This is a genomic window from Sphingopyxis chilensis (genome assembly GCF_035930445.1).
GTDB classification, from domain to species: domain Bacteria; phylum Pseudomonadota; class Alphaproteobacteria; order Sphingomonadales; family Sphingomonadaceae; genus Sphingopyxis; species Sphingopyxis chilensis.
The window spans coordinates 580,910-598,317 of the sequence record NZ_CP142394.1 but is presented as its reverse complement, the minus strand read 5'-3'; the positions used below and the strand labels follow the sequence as shown (position 1 = coordinate 598,317).

Below are 17,408 nucleotides of genomic sequence, written 5' to 3'. Positions count from 1 at the left end.
ACAAGGAGAGAGCGATGACCGACAAAGCCCCCCGCGCCAGCGGCCAATGCCATTGCGGCGAAATCCGCTATTCGATGAGCACCGCGGTGCAGCACCATGCGCTGTGCCATTGCAGCGATTGCCGCCGCCATTCGGGCGCGCCGCTCGTCGGCTGGGCGCTCGTCGGCAACGACGAGATCGAAATCAGCGGGACGGCCAGCATCTACGCCTCATCCGAACATGGCCGCCGGCATTTCTGCGGCAATTGCGGCACCGGGCTTTTCTACACCAATGAGGCGATCTTTCCGGGCCAGATCGACGTGCAGAGCGCGACGCTCGACGACCCCGACCTGATCCCGGCGCAGGCGCAGATCCAGACCGCCGAACGCATCGGCTGGATGGAGAAGCTGAACGACCTTCCCGCCTTCGAACGCTATCCGCCTTTCGAATAGCGGCGGTCATTATCGTCGGCGGCGACGACCGACGCCACGAGTTTCGCGATGTCGAGCCGGCCCGTGCCGTCATCATAGCCCTGGCGGACGATCACGAGTTCGCGCGACGGGATGATCACGACATATTGGCCGCGATTGCCGAAACCGCCAAAGGCGTCGGCCGGCACGCCTTCGGACCGGTCGAGCAGCCAGAAACCCGCGCCATAGCGAAACGCGCCGTCGGGCTGCGGTCCGCTCGGCGTGGTAACGAAACGGCGCCAGTCGGCGGGAAGCAGGCGCTCGCCCCGCCACATCCCGTCATTCTGATAGAGCAGCCCGAGCCGCGCGAGATCGCGCGCGGTGGTCCATACCTGACTCGACAATATATAATCGCCGTCCTTGTCATGCTCGGCGAAGGTGCGCGTCATGCCGAGCCGATCGAAGAAAGCCGCGGGGTCGAGCGGCGTCCCCGCCCTTTCGAGCGCGGCCTTCAGCGAAAGCGTCGCGAGCAACGTATCGTTGTTGGCGTAGCGATAACGCGTGTTCGGCGGATTGAGCAGCGGCCATTGGGTGATCCACTGGCGTACCGAGGCGCCGCCCATATAGATGGCGTCGCTGCGGTTTCCGGCAGTGTCGCTGGTGAGGCCGCTCGCCATCCGCATCAGCTGTTCGGTGGTGATCGCGGCGCGCGGGTCGCCCGGTGACTGCCATTCGGCGATCGACGCGGGCTGGGTCACATCGATCCGGCGCTGATGCACGGCATGGCCGATCAGCGTCGCCGCCATCGACTTGGCGACCGAGAAGGTGCGCTGCGCGGTGTGCATGTCGTGCCCGCCCCAATAGCGTTCGAGCGCGATGCGTCCGTTCTTGACGATCAGCAACGAACTGGTGCGGCCGCCGAATGCCTCCATATTCATCGTCGCGCGCTCGAAACTGCTCATCCCCTTGGCAATCGGCCAAGTCGCGCCCTTGTCGCCCATCGGCCAGGGCTGGGCATCGAGGTTGGGGCGCCGTTTGGCGGGGTCCACCGTCGTCGCGGACTGCGCGCCGATCGGCAGCGTGACACAGCCTTCGCGCCCGTTCCATTCGGCGATGCGCGGCGGCATGTCGGCGCGATAGGTCACGCGGACCGTTTTGGCGCGCTCGTCGACATCGGCCTTGAGCGCGCGGACATCGGCCTCGATCTCGGGATAGATGCCGGTGAGTTCGTCGCGCTCGATCGCCGCGAGCGGTTTGCCTGCGCCGTTCCAAAGCGACGAACAAACAAACGCCGCGCGATAGCCCGCCGCCCAGGCGCGGTGCAGCTCGGCATCGGGCTTCGGCGCCTGCGCCGCTGCGGGCGCAGCGCTCGCGAGAAGGAGGACGCCGAGCAGGCGCAGCATATCAGGGCCGGTCGCCGAACGCCTGCCGCTGCGCCCTTCTGGCGCGATCCCACCATGCGCGGCGCAAGACATTGGCGACCCGCTCGGGATCGTTCGACCCGAACCGGACGAGCAGCGCGTGCCAGCCTTCATAATGCGCGGTCTGCCAGAAGGTGTCGGGATCGGTTTCAAGCAGGATTTCCTTTTCATCGGGCTTGCACATCACGGCGAAACTGCCGGGTTCACGCCCCGGCGAGGCGAGCGCCTTGCCATTGAGCTTGGGACAGGGGGTGCCGTAAAAGGACAGCATCTCGACATCGGGAAGCGCGCACGCGAAAGCGACCACATCATCCCAGCTGTCGAATGTCAGCGCCATATCGCCGTTGTCGCTCAGTCTTCCAATATCCCGGCGGTGACCTCTATGTCGCGCCCCAGGGGCTGCATGGGCTGGAAGCGCAGGCGCGTCAACATCAGGCGGTCGCCCTGGATATCGAGGTCGAACAATGCGTTGCCGCCGCGCGGGCAGCAATCGCCGTCCCCCTCGCGCGCGACGGGGGCCGATGCGGTCATGTCGTCGAAGGAGAATTCAGCAGGGCCGCGCAGCCAATAACCCGTCGGCAGCATCTTGCCGCCCTGTTCCGACCAGTCGGACAAATCGACGCGGCGCCATCCCGGCTCGGCGGTCTCGCTCATGAAGAGCGCATCGGCATTGCCGCCGCCGCTGCCCGCAGGTGTGCCGCCGACGTAGATCAGCTGACGCTGGTCGTTATCGACGACCAGATCTGGCGCCCCGATCGATCCCGAGCTTTCGGCGAAGCCCGCGAGGGACGCCTTGCCCGCCTTGTCCTGCGCGACGAGAACCAGCATCCGCCTTTGGGCGCCGTCGCGCGGTGCGAGCAGCATCTTCTGCCATAATAATGCGGTGCCGCGACCCGCGGGATTGATCCGCCCGCTCGCCTCGACGGTGCATTTCCCGCCGAAATCATAAAGACATCGCTGCGCGATACCGGTGACGCGAGCGCGCGTCAGCGCGATCTTCGCCTCCACCTGTGCGGCGGTACAGCTGGTTTCGATAGTACCGCCCGGGCAGGACAGGATCGGTGTCGCTGCGGCGGCAAGGACAAGCGCCAATGCCATGATGAATACCCCAGTGCCGGCGCGACCCGAGCTGGGCAAAAACTATACCCTTGCGGCTCGCGGAGCAAGAGTGACGTCATTCCTTCAAGCGGCGCCGTTCGTCCCACCAGGCGATGCGCTCGGCGATACGCTTTTCAAAGCCGCGATCAACGGGGCGATAGAAGTCGACCGGCGCCATGCCGTCGGGCCAGTAATTGTCGCCGGAGAAGCCGTCGGGCGCATCATGATCGTAACTGTAGCCGGCGCCATAACCCAGATCTTTCATGAGCTTGGTCGGGGCGTTGAGGATATTCGCGGGGGGCGCGAGGCTGCCCGTTTCGCGCGCGGCCGCCCACGCCGCCTTCTGCGCGGCATAGGCGGCGTTCGACTTGGGCGCGGTGGCGAGGTAGAGGCATGCCTGCACGATCGCGAGTTCGCCCTCGGGCGAACCGAGGAACTGATAGGCATCCTTCGCGGCCAGGCATTGCACGAGCGCCTGCGGGTCGGCGAGGCCGATATCCTCGCTCGCGAAACGGGTGAGTCGCCGCAGCAGGTAGAGCGGCTCCTCGCCCGCGACGAGCATCCGCGCGAGCCAGTAGAGCGCCGCCTGCGGATCCGAACCGCGCAGCGCCTTGTGGAGCGCCGAGATCAGATTGTAGTGGCCGTCGCGATCCTTGTGATAGACCGGCATCCGGCGGTGGAGGAATTGTGCCAGCTCGCCCGGATCGAGCGGTTTTTCGATCGTCACCGAAAACAGCGTTTCGACCTGGTTGAGCAGGAAGCGGCCGTCGCCGTCGGCGCTGGCGATCAGCGCCGCGCGGGCTTCGTCGGTCACGGGCAGCCGCTGGCCGATCTCTGCCTCGGCGCGCTCGATCAGCGTTCCGAGCGCGGCTTCGCCAAGGCGGTTCAGCACCAGCACCTGCGCGCGGCTGAGCAGCGCGGCGTTGAGCGCGAAGCTGGGATTTTCGGTCGTCGCGCCGACAAGCACCACGGTGCCACGTTCGACATAGGGCAGGAAGCCGTCCTGCTGCGCACGATTGAAGCGGTGGATCTCGTCGACGAACAGCAGCGTGCGCTTGCCCGCCGCCGCCATCTTCTCGGCATCGGCAAAGGCCTGTCGCAAGTCCGCAACCCCCGAGAAGACGGCGGATAAAGGCGCGAACCGCATGCCGACCGCCTCGGCGAGCAGGCGCGCGATCGTCGTCTTGCCCGTGCCCGGCGGGCCCCAGAGGATAATCGAGGACAATTGTCCGGCGGCGACCATCCGGCCGATCGCGCCTTCGGGGCCGGTCAGATGCTCCTGCCCCACAACCTCGGCGAGCGTGCGCGGGCGCAGCCGTTCGGCGAGCGGCGCAGGACCGCTCGCGCCGCTTTCGCGCTGATCCGGTGCCTCACCGCCGAACAGATCCCCGGCCATCGGACGATCAGTCCCGGCGCCGCTGTTTCTGGCGGATCAGGCGGATATAGGTATCGGCGACCGCCTGGTTTATCGCGTCCCATTGATAGGCTCCGCTTTCGCGCACCGCCGCCGCGCCATGTTCGGCGCGCAGCCGCGTATCGCGGCAATATTGTTGGAGATGGTCGGCAAAGCCGGTGATCGATCCGGGGGCGACGAGATAGCCCGTCTGTCCATGCTTGACGATGCTCGCGCTGCCCGTGGCCCGCGCGGCGACGACGGGCAGCCCGCACGCCATGGCTTCGAGCGTCACATTTCCGAAGGTTTCGGTGACCGACGGATTGAAGAAGATGTCGCACGATGCGAGCGCGTGGGCGAGATCCTCGCCGCCCTGGAACCCGACGAAATTGGCATCCGGCAGGCGCGATTCGAACCATTCGCGGGCCGGCCCCTCGCCGATCACGACGACCTTGTGCGGTACGCCTCGCCGCTGAAGCACGTCGATGGCGTCGGCAAAGACGTCCAGCCCCTTTTCCATCACGAGCCGGCCGAGAAAGGCGATCGCGGGAACATCGTCGTCTATGCCGAGCGACCGGCGCCAAGCCATGTCGCGCCGGCCGGGGTTGAAGACCCCCTGCTCGACCCCGCGCGTCCAGATGCCGATGTCAAAATTCATCCGCTGGTCGCGCAGCACCTGCGCAAAGCTTTCCGACGGCGCGATCAGCGCGTCGCACTTGCGATACAGCTTGCGCAGCCACGCGACGACGACGGGTTCGAGGAACGACAGATTGTAATAGCGGAAATAGGTCTCGAAGCGCGTGTGCACCGAGCAGGCGACCGGAAGCCGCCGTCGCCGCGCCCACGCCGCAGCCTGCCGCGACACGCGATCGGGGCTGGAGATATGGACGATATTCGGGCCAAAGGCCGCGATATCCTCGCGGACCCGCGACGAGAAATTCAAGGGAATCCGGTATTCGCTGCGTCCCGGAATCGCCATCGACGGCACGCTGACAAGGTCCCCCGTCGGTTCGAAATCGGGGTTGGCGACGGTCGGCGAATAGACGCGCACCGCCGCGCCATGCGCCAGCAGAAAGCCGACCAGGCGATTGAGCGCCTTGTTCGCACCATCGGTGGTCATGTTGTAATTGCCGCTGAACAGGGCGATGCGAAGGTCGGAAACTTCCATCCGGTCGCGCCTAGTCCTTTAGCCGCGCATTGGCAATTGCGTCAGAACTCCTCGGTCCGTTCCGACGGCGCCTCCAGGTCGATTTCGACGGGCGGATGGAGGCGCAGCCGGTGGACGCGGCGTTCGTCGGCCTCGGTCACTGCGATCCGCCAGCCGCTCGGGTGGACGAGGATCTCGCCAACCTCGGGCACATGCCCCGCGAGCACCGCGGCAAGTCCGCCCAGCGTGTCGACATCCTCGTCAACCTCGGCGAGGCGGGGGTCGATCGCTTCGCCGACATCGTCGAGTTCGGCGCGCGCGTCGGCATCCCAGCAGCCATTTTCGCCGGGCGCGAACAACGCGGTCGGCTCGTCGTCATGCTCGTCCTCGATCTCGCCGACGATTTCCTCGACCAGATCCTCGATCGTCAGCAGGCCTTCGGTGCCCGAATATTCGTCGATGACAATCGCCAGATGGGTGCGTTTGGCGCGCATTTCGGCGAGCAGGTCGAGCACGCCCATCGATTGCGGTACATAGAGCGGCTGGCGGATGAGGTCGAGAAGCGGCGGCGGCGCGCGCCCCTCGGCGAGCACCGCGAACACATCCTTGACGTGGATCATGCCGACGACCTCGTCGAGGTTTTCGCGATAGATCGGCAGCCGGCTGTGCCCGGCCTCGGCGAACATCGCGACGACTTCGGTGAAACTCGCGCTTTCGGGAATGGCGATGATGTCGGCGCGCGGCACCGCGACATCGTCGACGGTCTGTTCGCCGAAGTGGAGCAGGTTGCGCAGCATCTTGCGCTCGATCGGCGACAGGTCGCCGACGATATTGCTGCCGCGCCGGTCCTCGCGCTCCTCCTCGGCCTCGTCGATGACCTCTTCGATCTGCTCACGCAGCGACGGTTCCTTGTCACCGCCGAACAGCAGGTTTCTCAGTCCGGACAGCAGTCCGGACCTGCTACTGTCCTCTTCCGATCGGTTCGAAGATCCCTGGTCGTCGGGCATGTGCGAAGCGTTTCCCTGTTAATCCTGATCCGCATATGGATTGGCGATGCCCAGCGATGCAAGGGCTTTCACTTCCAGCGCCTCCATCGCGGCGGCCGCAGCGTCGTCCATATGGTCGTATCCGACAAGATGGAGCGTGCCGTGGATGATCAGGTGCGTCGCATGATCGGCGAGCGAAATCCCCTTCTCCTCGGCCTCGCGCAGACAGGTTTCGCGCGCCAGCACGATGTCGCCAAGCAGGATTTCGCCGTCGTCGCTGTTGGCGAGGCTTTCGAGCAGATCGTCCTGAACTTGCGGAAAGGACAGCACATTGGTCGGCTTGTCCTTCCCCCGGAAGTCGCGGTTGAGCGCGTGCACCTCGGCATCGTCGGTAAGGCGTATCGCGATCTCGACCAGCGGTGCGGCGTGGGCGAGCGAAGCGAAGGGCGTCAGCGCCAGCGCGGCCGCTGCGGCCTCCGCAGCGCGCGCGTCCCAATCGAGGGCATCGGGCCACGGGGCCGCGCTATGGGTTTCGACCGAAAGCATGGTCCGGCAACTACCGGCATGGACCGGCGTTGCACAGCGTTAATGCATGTGCCGCAGCTTGTCGGGATTGCGCATCACATAAATGCCCGCGATCTTGCCGTCCTCGATCTCGAGCGCGGTGGTCTGAAGCTCGCCGTCGGCCTCTCGCGTGACGAAGCCCGGCAGACCGTTGATCATGCCGATGTGAACGAGCGTCGAGCCATATTTGCCGAACAGGACCGCAAGGCTGCGGTGCAATTTCATCACCACGTCATAACCCATGATCGGCCCCGTCGCCGCGGGCCGCTTGCCGCCGCCGTCGGCCCACATGCCGACATCGGCCGCGAGAAGCGCGCCGAGCGCACTCATGTCCCCGCTGCGCGACGCCGCGAAAAAGGCATTGGCGATCTGCATCCCCTGTTCCTTTTCGAGCTTGTAGCGCGGCCGTGCGTCGCGGACATGGGTGCGGGCGCGCGCGGCGAGCTGGCGCGTCGCCGCGGGGTCGCGGTCGATCGTCCTCGCGACTTCCTCGAACTCGACGCCGAAGACGTCGTGGAGAAGAAACGCCGCGCGTTCGAGCGGGGAGAGCCGTTCGAGCGCGAGCATCAGCGGGAGGGTGACATCGTCTTCCTCCTCTTCCTCGACCAGCGGATCGGGGAGCCATGGGCCGATGTAGGTCTCGCGCTGCGCACGCGCCGACTTGATCTGGTCGAGGCAGAGCCGCGTCACGGTGCGGCGGAGGAAGGCCGCAGGCTCGCGCACCGCGTCGCGATCGGTGCCGAGCCAGCGGATGAACGCGTCCTGCACCACATCCTCCGCATCGGCAACCGAACCGAGCATCCGGTAGGCGACGCGGGTGAGCAGCGGGCGCAGCGGGTCGAAACTCGCCGCCGCCGCCGCCGCGGTGCCGTTCCGGATACCCTCGGCGGTCATCAGGCGGCCTTCGCCGGCGCGCCGCCCTCGTACCAGAGGTCGAAGCCGACCGCGATCCGGTTCCAGCCATTGATGACATTGATCATCACGGTCAGGTTCATCTGTTCCTCCGCGGTGAAATGCTCGTCGAGCGCTTCGCGAGCCTCTTTCTGTGTGTGCCCTTGCGAAAGGCGGGTCAAGGCGTCGGTCCACGCCAGCGCGGCGCGTTCGCGGGGCGTGAAGACCGGCGCCTCCTGCCACGCCGCGAGCAGGTAGATGCGCTGCTCGGTTTCGCCCTTCGCACGGGCTTCGATCGTGTGCATGTTGATGCAGTTGGCGCAGCCGTTGAGGATCGACGAACGGATCTTCACCAGCTCGATCAGGCTCGACTCAAGGCTGTTCTGCGCCGCGAGGCTGACCGCCATCCACTGCTTCATGAGCTGCGGCGAGGCGGCAAAGGGGTCGGTTACCTTGGACATATCGTGTCTCCTTCAGGGGGTGTACCGACATGACGAGACAGGCGCGTCCGATGTGACATGCGACGCTAAAAATTTTCCGCCTGATCCATTTTCGCGTCATCGCGAGCGCGGCGAAAGAACCAGCAGCAGCCTTGCACCGTTGTGGATTGCCGCGTGCCGTCGCTCCTTGCAATGACGCTTTGAAATGTCGCAGGCTTGTCATAGCATCCCCCGTCTTTTCGAGATGGAGGGGAATGATCATGAAGTTTCTGGGTGGTTTCGGCGAACAGACTTATGCGCTGCTGCGCATCGTCGCGGGCCTGTTGTTCCTCGCGCACGGCGTGCAGAAATTCTTCAATTTCCCTGCCGCCTTCCCGATGCCGCTGAATCCGATGCTCTATGCGGCCGGCGCGATCGAGCTGGTCGCGGGCGCGCTGATCGTCATCGGCCTGTTCACCCGCCCCGCCGCCTTCCTCGCCAGCGGCATGGCGGCGGTGGGTTATTGGGTCGCGCACGGCAGCAAGGGCCTTTATCCGATCGCCAACGGCGGAGAGACGATCGCGCTCTACTGCTTCATCTTCCTGTTCATTGCGACGCGCGGCGCGGGGATCTGGAGTGTCGACGGGGCGAAGAAATAGGGCGTTGCGCTATTATCTCGACGCCGAGTTCAACGGGTTCGGCGGCGCGCTGATCTCGATCGCGCTGGTTCCCGAAAGCGAGGGTGCCCTATCCTTCTACGGCGCGGTCGAATGCCGCGACCCGACGCCCTGGGTTGCGGAGCATGTCCTGCCGAAGCTCGACATCGCGCCGATCTCCTATGCCGAGCTGCAATGGGCGTTCGCCGATTATCTGGCGGCGGACCCAGAGCCGGTGCTGGTCGCCGACTGGCCCGAGGACATCGTCCATGCTGCGCGCCTGATCGTCACCGACGACGGGCGGCGGCTGATCGTCTCGGCGGTGCGCTTCGAGCTGGCCGAAGTGGTGAGTTTCTCGACTGCGGAGCTGAGCCATGTCCCGCATAACGCGTGGCACGATGCGGTGGCGCTCCGCACCTTTTGCATGGCGCGGCGACATGGCTCGGGCTGATCGGCATCGACCGCTTTTTTGGCCGCTGGCGACCAATAGCTGCCGTCAGATATCTCCAAGCCCGTTCGCATCGAGCGAAGTCGAGATGTCCATCGGACTAGGCGTCGCGTCGATGGGTGTCTCGACTTCGCTAGACACGAACGGAAAGAGAGGCGGGAACTCCCCACCCCAAAAGCGGCCCCTCGTCCCGGTCCCCCCAAAAAAACAGAGGGCGGACCTGCGCACCGCCCCCAGTTCGGGCTTCACATGGTGAAGGTCTTCACAGCTTGCGCGTATTCGCCTCGATCAGCTTCTTTGCCGCGGCGATCGCGTTCGCCGACGTCAGTTTATTTTCCTGAATCTCGTCGGCGATTTCGAGCAGGCGGCCGCTGATCACGGTGCCGGTGTCGGCCTTTTCGTCGATCGCGATGCCGCCTTTTGTCGCAGCCACGCGGTCCCATTCGGAGCGCACCGCAGCCCAATAATCCTTGGTCGCGGTCCAATAATCGTCGGCCGCCTTCACGTCATACTGGTCATATTTGATATAGGTGTTGAGGACATATTCCTGAACGATCGGCACGAGCTTGCCGTCCTTCGTCCCCATCTTGATATTGTCCTGCCAGTGGACCCAGCCATCGGGCGACGGCTGGTGGCGGTTGATCGAGAGGTAGCGGTCGTAGACCGGATTGCGCACGGCGTCGCGGCGGGCGAGCGGGCGCCACGTCCAGCTCGAGCGCCAACGGCGAATTCCGCCCTGCGTTTCGAACTGGCCCCAGCCGGCGTAACGCGGGCTGTCGTCGACCTGATAGACGGTCTGCGACCAGCGGCCGGTGCGCATCCGTTCGGGGACGTCTTCCCACGCCCAGGTGTTGCGATCCGAATAGGCGAGGATCTTCGCGGGCTCATATTCCCAATCCTGCCGCCAATGCTTGATGACGAAGCTCTTGTCGTCGTCGCCGGTGATGACGAGCATGTGCTGGAGCACGATCTTGCGCCCCGTGTCCTCGATCACGCGCACGACCTCGTTGCCGCCTGAGCGCTTGGGTTCGAGGACTTCATAATCGGGATCCCAGCGCGTCGATTCCTGCATGTTGAAGCTGACGCGGTAATTGCCCGCCATCGCGAGAATGTCGGCGCGGTCCTGTTCGAAATTGGCGGCGGCGGCCTCGGCGGCGATCGGCGGGTGCGCGGAGGCGACGACGGGCAGCGCGGCGGTGAGCAGCAACAGGCCGGCGGCGAACTTGCGATAGGATTTCATCGGTGCAGTCCTTCTTTCAGAAGCGGAAGCTGAGCGACACGCTCGCGTTGCGGCCGGGCTGGGTATAGGCGTCGGTGACGGTCGAGGTGGACGCGAGCCCGCGCACGTCGCTCCACCACGCATATTTCTCGTCGAGGATATTGAAGACGCCGGCGCGCAGCGTCAGCCCCTGCGCGACCCGCACGAAGGCGGTCGCATCGAGGATGGTGAAGCCGTCGGGTCGGAAGCATTCGGGGGTGCAAAGCCCCTCGGTCCGCGACGCTTCCTTGCGCGCGCTGTGCGTCATGATCAACTGGCCGCCGAACCGGCTCGCAGGCTCGCGATAGCCGACGCCCGCGACGAGCTTGAGCGGATCGACCGTCGACAGCGGCACGCGCTTGCCGTCGGGCAAAATCTCGTTGCCCTTCGCATAGGATAGGGCGAGCGTCGTATACAGGCCGGACGACGCTCGCCCCTCGAGCCGCGCTTCGGCGCCTTTGACGCGGGCGCGGTCGAGATTGACGAATTGATAGACGGCGGGATCGGCGGGCGTGAAGCTGCCGCTCACCACTTCCTGGCTGATGAAATCCTTGTAACGCGCTGAAAAGGCGGTGACGTCGAGGCTGACCTGGTCGCTGGAAAAGCGGATGCCGCCCTCGAAACTTTCGCTGCGTTCAGGGCCGAGATCGGGGTTCGGCGCCGAAGTGTAGCCGAAGGCCAGGTTTTCGAAGAACTGGTTGACCTGCCCCGGCTCGGGCGCCTTGAAGCCGGTCGCATAATTAGCGAACAGACGCACCGTGTCGGTGATTTTCCACACCGCGCCGACCTTGGGCGACAGGCGCGAACCGTCCTGCCCCGCGCCGCTGAACGCCGGAAGCAGCGGGTCGTCATCGGGCGACAGATCGTACCAGTCGAAGCGTAGCGCGGGATAGAGGATCAGCCGCCTGTCGGCGACGCTGATTTCGTCGCCCGCGAACAGACCCCCGCGCGTGAAATCGGTGCTCGGGAAGGCGCGCGTCGGAAAGACTTCGCCGGCGGGCGGGATGGTGCCGTCGCGCAGCCCGCGCTGGCGCGTCTTGCTGACGTCGCCGCCGAAGACAAGGCGATGCGCGATCGTGCCGGTCGTAAAGTCGGCGCGCGCATCGGCCGAGGCGCCGATCACGCGGTTTTCGAACGTATTGAGCCGCGTGCGGTCGGCGAGCGGCGTGCGATCCTCTTCGGTATATTGATTGTCTTCGCCGTCCTGCCAGTAAAGCGCGACGCGGGCGAAATCGATCGTGCCCTCGCCTTCCCAGCTCCAGTCGAGCGATACACGCTTGCGTTCGCCGCTGTCGAAACCTTCGAGCCGTTCGACCGACGCGCTGAGGCCTGTGAGGCCGTTGGTGTAGAGGTGCGTGTCGAGATATTCGCCGGTCAGGCGCAGCTTGTGGCCGTTCGCGGGGTCGTAGACGATACGGGCAAGCGCGGCGTTCGAGCGGCCGTCCTGCGGATTGGGTTCGGTGCGCAGCGCGCTCGTTCCGCCGATCTCGCCCTTGTTGTCCAATTCCCGCCAGTCGCGGCGGGTATAAGCCGCCATGACCGACCAGTCGCCGCTGCGCCCCGCGAGGATCGCCGTTTCGCTGAACTCCTCGTCGGCGCTGCTGTAGCCGGCGCGCAGTAGCCCGCCGACATTCTTGCCGGCCTCGATGAAATCGACGGGATCGGCGGTGATGAAGCTGACCGCGCCAGCAAGCCCGTCGCTGCCATAGAGCGCCGACGAGGGACCGCGCAGGATTTCGACCGACTTGATAAGGCCGAGGTCGACATAGTCGCCGCGCCCCGACGCCTGCGCGCCGAAGCTGAAACCGTCGGGGACGCGCACGCCGTCGACCTGGATCAGCACGCGGTTCCCGCCAATCCCGCGGATGTTGAAGCTGTCGTTACCGGCGCGTCCGGTCGCACCCAACGCGGCGCCGAAACGCGCGGGCTGGCGCTGGACGCTGACGCCGGGCTCGAAGCGGACGAGGTCGCGGATGTCGGTGACCAGTTCGTCGGCGATCTGCTCGTCGCTCTTGACGCTGACGGTGACGGGCAGGTCTTCGGCCTTAACCGCGGTGCGCGTCGCGGTCACGACGATCTGACTCTTGCGGAGCGCCCAATATTCGCCGTCATTGTCCTGAGCAAAGGCCGGTGCGGCGGTCGCGGCGAGCGCGAAGCCCAAAGCGCTTCCTGCGACCAGGCGGGACACAGACGGCGAACGAGAGCTATACAATTTTCTTCCCCTGATTGTATTGCGATTGTTTCGCAATAGCTGATCGCTAGGCGCGTCAGCTCAGGAGGTCAACATGCTATTGATAATCGTTTGCTAGAATACCGAGAATATCGCGCCATCATGCGAGCGCAGCGAAGCAATCCAGAGCAGCTGCCTCGCCCTGAATGATTTCGCTGCGTTCGCAATGACGCTTCAGATAGGGCTAGGATCCCGGCCCTTCATACGCCTCGACAATCCGCCCGACGATCGGGTGGCGCACCACGTCGGCGCTGGTGAAGCGGCTGACGTTGATGCCCTCGAGCCCCTCGAGCCGCGCGACCGCGTCGGCAAGACCTGAGGTTGCGGGGATCGGCAGGTCGACCTGCTTGGGGTCGCCGCAGATCACCATGCGGCTGTTCATGCCGAAGCGCGTCAGGAACATCTTCATCTGCGGGATCGTCGTGTTCTGCGCCTCGTCGAGGATGATGAAGGCGTCCGCAAGCGTGCGGCCGCGCATGAAGGCGAGCGGCGCGATTTCGATCTCCCCCGACGCAATGCGGCGCTCGACTTGCTCGGCCGGGAGGCAATCGTGGAGCGCGTCGTAGAGCGGTCGCAGATAGGGATCGACCTTTTCCTTCATGTCGCCGGGCAGGAAGCCGAGTTTCTCGCCCGCCTCGACCGCGGGGCGCGAGAGGATGAGGCGCTGAACGCTGCCGGTGATGAGCTGCGCCACCGCCTGCGCCACCGCGAGATAGGTCTTGCCGGTGCCCGCCGGGCCGAGCGCGAAAATCACATCCTCGCGCGCAAGCGCCTGCATATAGGGAATCTGTGACGGCGCGCGGGGCACGATCGTCTTCTTGCGCGTACGGATCATCACCGGCGGCGCTTCGTTCGCATCGTGGCGGATGATGCCGTCGAGCGTCGGCTGCGCCGACATCGCGATCACGCCGTCGACCATGCCGGCATCAACCTCCTGCCCCTTTTCGATGCGGTCATAAAGGTCGGTGAGCACGTCGCGTGCGCGCGCCGCCGCTTCGGCCTCGCCCTCAATCTGCACGCGATTGCCGCGCGCCGAGATATAGACGCCAAGCCGGTTTTCGATCGCGACGAGATTGCGGTCGAATTCACCGAAGAGGATGCCCAAAAGCTGCGTTCGCTCGAATTCCGCCGTCAGTCGGACGCGGTCGCCGGGTTCGGCGGGGGCGGAGGCGGTCAGCGGGCGTTTGGACACGTGGGCAAGGCTCCTTCGATCGAGAACCGGACTGTAAACCCGCAAAGACGGGAGTCCATCACCTGCAGGTTCGGAATGTGACGGAAGCAGACGGAGTGTGTCTTCGCGGAGACAGTTTCCGCCAGCCGCACTAGGCGATCGCTTCCATCAGCGGCTCGGCGCCGAGGCTGTTCGGCCCGGCCGAGGTAATCCGCACGTCGATCATGTCGCCGATTGCGAGGCCCGGCGCGGTGACGTGCACCGACTGGAGCCACGGCGACTTGCCGATGAGCTGGCCTTCGAGCTTGCCCTTGCGTTCGAGGAGCAGGCGCGTCGTGCGGCCAACCGTCGCGGCGTTGAATGCCTGTTGCTGCTCGTTGAGCAAGGCCTGCAGCCGCTGGAGACGGTCGTTCATCGTCGCTTCGGAAATCTGGCCGTCCATCGTCGCCGCGGGCGTGCCGGGGCGGCGCGAATATTTGAAGCTGTACGCCATCGCGTAGTTCGTCGCGCGGACGATATCGAGCGTGGCCTGAAAATCTTCCTCGCTCTCGCCGGGGAAGCCGACGATGAAGTCGCCCGAGATCGCGATGTCGGGGCGTGCCGCGCGAACACGCTCGATGACGCGAAGGTAGCTTTCCACGCTGTGGCTGCGGTTCATCGCGGCGAGGATGCGATCGCTGCCTGCCTGCACCGGCAGGTGGAGGAAGGGCATCAGCTTGTCGACCTCGCCATGCGCCGCGATCAGCCCGTCGGTCATGTCGTTGGGATGGCTGGTCGTATAGCGGATGCGCTCGAGCCCGTCTTCGCGCGCGAGTTCGCGGATCAGGCCGTCGAGGCCGATCGCCCGGCCCCGGTCATCCTCGCCATCCCATGCGTTGACATTCTGGCCGAGCAGCGTGATTTCGCGTACCCCGCCTGCCACCAGCGCGCGCGCCTCGGCAATCAGGTCGCCGAAGGGCCGGCTGATCTCGGCCCCGCGCGTGTACGGCACGACGCAGTAAGTGCAGAATTTGTCGCAACCTTCCTGCACGGTCAGGAAGGCGGTCGGGCGCTGGCCGCCGGCGCGTTTGGGGAGCGCGCCGAACTTGCTTTCGAGCGGCATGTCGAGGTCGATCGCCTTTTCGCCCTTTTCGGCACGCGCGATCAACTCGGGCAGGCGATGATAGGCCTGCGGGCCGACGACGACATCGACGCTCGGCGCGCGACGCGCGATCTCGGCGCCCTCGGCCTGCGCGACGCAGCCCGCGACCGCGATCGTCGGCGTGCTCCCGTCCTCGCGCTTCAGCCGGCCGATGTCCGAGTAGACTTTCTCGGCAGCTTTCTCTCGGATGTGGCAGGTGTTGAGCACGACAAGATCGGCGTCGGCGCCGTCGGCGGCCGGGACATAGCCTTGCGCGCCCAGCATCTCGGCCATGCGCTCGCCGTCATAGACGTTCATCTGGCAGCCGAAGGATTTGACGTGAAAGGTTTTGCCGGAATTCTGGGATGAGTCGGATTTCATCGGCGCGCTATAGGCGATGGAGGGTCACGGCGGAAGGGCGCGCGACCTCGGCCATCCGCGCCGTGATCGCCGCGCGAGCGGCCTCCGCCAATATCTTGCGATCGCTCTCGACGATGTCGGGCAGCGGATCGAGATAATGGATAGTGAGATGAACCGGGCGCTTGCGCGCGAGCAGCCGCTTGAAATTATCGAGCCCCGATTCAGGGTCGAGCCAGGCGATATCGTTCGCCTCATCGCCATAGTCGAGCAATACCGGCTGGACGCGCAGTTTCGGCGGCGTCGGGATCACCGCCTGGAACAAGGAGGCACGGAAGGGCAGCAGGCCGTCGCCTGGCCCCGTCGTGCCTTCAGGGAACAGTGTAACAGGACGCCCGCGTGCGAGCGCATTGCGCAGGTCGTTCGCCTGATTGTGAATCTCGCGCCGCGCCTCGCGCTGGACATAGACCGTGTGGTTCTGGTCGGCGAGCCAGCCGACGAGCGGCGCGGAGCCGATTTCCGCCTTCGAAACGAAGGCGGAGCGCGCGGCACCGCCGAGCGCAAGAATGTCGAGCCAGCTGACATGGTTGGAAACGAAAAGCACATCGCGCCGGAGCCGCGTGCCCGTCGTGCGGATGCGCAGCCCCGCGATCCATCCGACGGCATTGAGGAAGGCCATGACCATCGGCGACGGACGGCCGACCGCGCGGTAGAGAAGATGCGGGACGATCAGAAAAAGGAGCGTCAGCACCATCAGGGCGAGACGGGCGACCGTCCGCCAGGTGATCGAGGTTCGATCAGTCGCGCTTGCGATCGATGGCGACACCATAAAGCTCCATGCGGTGGTCGACGAGGCGGAATCCCAGCCGTTCGGCGATCACCTTTTGCAACGCTTCGAGTTCGGGATCGACGAATTCGATCACATTGCCTGTTTCGACGTCGATCAGATGGTCGTGATGCGCCTCGGGCGCGGCTTCGTAGCGCGAGCGTCCGTCGCCGAAATCGTGACGGTCGAGGATGCCCGCCTCTTCGAACAGGCGGACGGTGCGGTAAACGGTCGCGATCGAGATGCCGCTGTCGATCTTCGACGCGCGCTCATACAGCGTTTCGACGTCGGGATGATCCTCCGAATCCGAGATGACGCGCGCGATGATGCGGCGCTGTTCGGTGATGCGCAGGCCCTTTTCGTGGCACAGGGCTTCGAGATCGATATTACCGGACATGCTTGCCTTTCCTGCAGATGCAGCCGCGTCTGTATTTGTTGCAAACTGTATAGGGACGCCCCGCGAATAGGACAAGGGCGGCGCCCGACGGGCGCCGCCCTTCCCTGCTCCGGGCGGAGCGATTTATCGCGAGTATCAGGCCTTGGCCTTGCGCTTGCGCCCGCCGCCACGGCCCTTGGTGCCGAGGCCGATTTCCTTTGCCAGCGCGCGGCGCTTTTCGGCATAGTTGGGCGCGACCATCGGATAGTCGGCAGGCAGGCCCCATTTGGCGCGATAGTCGTCGGGGGTCATGCCGTAATGCGTCATCAGGTGACGGCGGAGCATCTTCAACTTCTTGCCGTCCTCCAGACAGACGATGTAATCGGGTTTGACCGAAGTGCGGATCGAGACCGCCGGCACCAGCTTTTCCTCGACGACCGGCTCGGCCCCGAGGCCCGACAGCGCGGCGTGGACATTATTGATCAAAATGGAGAGATCTGAAATCGCGACGCTGTTGTTGCTGACATGCGCCGCGACAATATCGGCGGTCAGCGTAACGAGCATCTCATTGGTGTCGGCTTGATCGGACATGAGACTATTCCTTGTTTTCGATTACCCAGAAGCATAGCGGCGAATATTGGATTTTTTCTTTCGCCGC

General features: G+C 65.1%; 19 protein-coding genes. 3 read left to right on the top strand and 16 right to left on the bottom strand.

Annotated elements, in window-relative coordinates; all coding sequences use genetic code 11:
* The first annotated feature begins 14 nt into the window (after positions 1-14).
* On the top strand, positions 15-431 hold the full coding sequence (locus VSX79_RS02730) for a GFA family protein (protein WP_179499531.1): 417 nt from the start codon (positions 15-17) through the stop codon (positions 429-431).
* Here VSX79_RS02730 and VSX79_RS02725 read toward each other — a convergent pair.
* The 9 genes from VSX79_RS02725 to VSX79_RS02685 form a co-directional block, all read right to left on the bottom strand.
* A complete protein-coding gene (locus tag VSX79_RS02725) occupies positions 413-1,792 on the bottom strand; it encodes a serine hydrolase domain-containing protein (protein WP_179499532.1) in 1,380 nt (459 codons plus the stop codon). The two genes, VSX79_RS02730 and VSX79_RS02725, sit on opposite strands and share 19 nt — an antisense overlap.
* 1 nt (position 1,793) lies before the next feature.
* Positions 1,794-2,147, bottom strand: coding sequence for a hypothetical protein (locus VSX79_RS02720; RefSeq protein WP_326914346.1), 354 nt, complete (start codon positions 2,145-2,147; stop codon positions 1,794-1,796).
* A gap of 14 nt (positions 2,148-2,161) precedes the next feature.
* Positions 2,162-2,908, bottom strand: coding sequence for a hypothetical protein (locus VSX79_RS02715; RefSeq protein WP_326914345.1), 747 nt, complete (start codon positions 2,906-2,908; stop codon positions 2,162-2,164).
* Between the two features lie 76 nt (positions 2,909-2,984).
* Complete coding sequence (locus tag VSX79_RS02710; protein ID WP_326914344.1) at positions 2,985-4,304, bottom strand: replication-associated recombination protein A; 1,320 nt, start codon at positions 4,302-4,304, stop codon at positions 2,985-2,987.
* A 7-nt stretch (positions 4,305-4,311) separates the two neighbouring features.
* Entirely contained in the window at positions 4,312-5,469 is a 1,158-nt protein-coding gene (locus VSX79_RS02705) for a glycosyltransferase family 4 protein (RefSeq protein ID WP_179499534.1), read from the bottom strand.
* Positions 5,470-5,510: 41 nt separating this feature from the next.
* On the bottom strand, positions 5,511-6,455 hold the full coding sequence (locus tag VSX79_RS02700) for a hemolysin family protein (RefSeq protein ID WP_179499535.1): 945 nt from the start codon (positions 6,453-6,455) through the stop codon (positions 5,511-5,513).
* Positions 6,456-6,473: 18 nt separating this feature from the next.
* Positions 6,474-6,980, bottom strand: coding sequence for an rRNA maturation RNase YbeY (ybeY, locus tag VSX79_RS02695; protein WP_179499536.1), 507 nt, complete (start codon positions 6,978-6,980; stop codon positions 6,474-6,476).
* 39 nt (positions 6,981-7,019) lie between these two features.
* Positions 7,020-7,892, bottom strand: coding sequence for a sigma-70 family RNA polymerase sigma factor (locus VSX79_RS02690; protein WP_179499537.1), 873 nt, complete (start codon positions 7,890-7,892; stop codon positions 7,020-7,022).
* Positions 7,892-8,350, bottom strand: a complete 459-nt coding sequence (locus VSX79_RS02685; RefSeq protein ID WP_179499538.1) for a carboxymuconolactone decarboxylase family protein — start codon at positions 8,348-8,350, stop codon at positions 7,892-7,894. The genes VSX79_RS02690 and VSX79_RS02685 overlap by 1 nt, the downstream gene beginning before the upstream one ends.
* 233 nt (positions 8,351-8,583) lie before the next feature.
* On the opposite strand from VSX79_RS02685, the gene VSX79_RS02680 reads away from it, so the two are divergent.
* Together VSX79_RS02680 and VSX79_RS02675 are read left to right on the top strand one after the other, a co-directional pair.
* Positions 8,584-8,967, top strand: coding sequence for a DoxX family protein (locus VSX79_RS02680; protein ID WP_373562830.1), 384 nt, complete (start codon positions 8,584-8,586; stop codon positions 8,965-8,967).
* 4 nt (positions 8,968-8,971) lie between these two features.
* Positions 8,972-9,415, top strand: coding sequence for a hypothetical protein (locus VSX79_RS02675; RefSeq protein ID WP_179499539.1), 444 nt, complete (start codon positions 8,972-8,974; stop codon positions 9,413-9,415).
* A 259-nt stretch (positions 9,416-9,674) separates the two neighbouring features.
* Here the strand turns inward: VSX79_RS02675 and VSX79_RS02670 are convergent, their stop codons facing one another.
* The 7 genes from VSX79_RS02670 to VSX79_RS02640 all read right to left on the bottom strand — a co-directional run bounded on the left by VSX79_RS02670 (position 9,675) and on the right by VSX79_RS02640 (position 17,341).
* Entirely contained in the window at positions 9,675-10,652 is a 978-nt protein-coding gene (locus VSX79_RS02670) for a DUF6607 family protein (protein ID WP_326914343.1), read from the bottom strand.
* A 16-nt stretch (positions 10,653-10,668) separates the two neighbouring features.
* Entirely contained in the window at positions 10,669-12,831 is a 2,163-nt protein-coding gene (locus tag VSX79_RS02665; protein ID WP_326914342.1) for a TonB-dependent hemoglobin/transferrin/lactoferrin family receptor, read from the bottom strand.
* A gap of 253 nt (positions 12,832-13,084) precedes the next feature.
* The gene (locus VSX79_RS02660) at positions 13,085-14,092 is read right to left on the bottom strand and encodes a PhoH family protein (RefSeq protein ID WP_179499541.1); all 1,008 of its coding nucleotides are present in this window, start codon (positions 14,090-14,092) and stop codon (positions 13,085-13,087) included.
* Positions 14,093-14,222: 130 nt separating this feature from the next.
* Positions 14,223-15,509, bottom strand: a complete 1,287-nt coding sequence (gene miaB, locus VSX79_RS02655; RefSeq protein ID WP_326914341.1) for a tRNA (N6-isopentenyl adenosine(37)-C2)-methylthiotransferase MiaB — start codon at positions 15,507-15,509, stop codon at positions 14,223-14,225.
* A 70-nt stretch (positions 15,510-15,579) separates the two neighbouring features.
* Positions 15,580-16,377, bottom strand: coding sequence for a lysophospholipid acyltransferase family protein (locus tag VSX79_RS02650; protein WP_218844706.1), 798 nt, complete (start codon positions 16,375-16,377; stop codon positions 15,580-15,582).
* Positions 16,346-16,771 (bottom strand): Fur family transcriptional regulator, encoded by a 426-nt coding sequence (locus tag VSX79_RS02645; RefSeq protein ID WP_037555319.1) that lies wholly within the window; start codon positions 16,769-16,771, stop codon positions 16,346-16,348. The genes VSX79_RS02650 and VSX79_RS02645 overlap by 32 nt, the downstream gene beginning before the upstream one ends.
* Before the next feature lie 135 nt (positions 16,772-16,906).
* Positions 16,907-17,341, bottom strand: a complete 435-nt coding sequence (locus VSX79_RS02640; protein ID WP_179499543.1) for a MucR family transcriptional regulator — start codon at positions 17,339-17,341, stop codon at positions 16,907-16,909.
* Positions 17,342-17,408 lie beyond the last annotated feature (67 nt).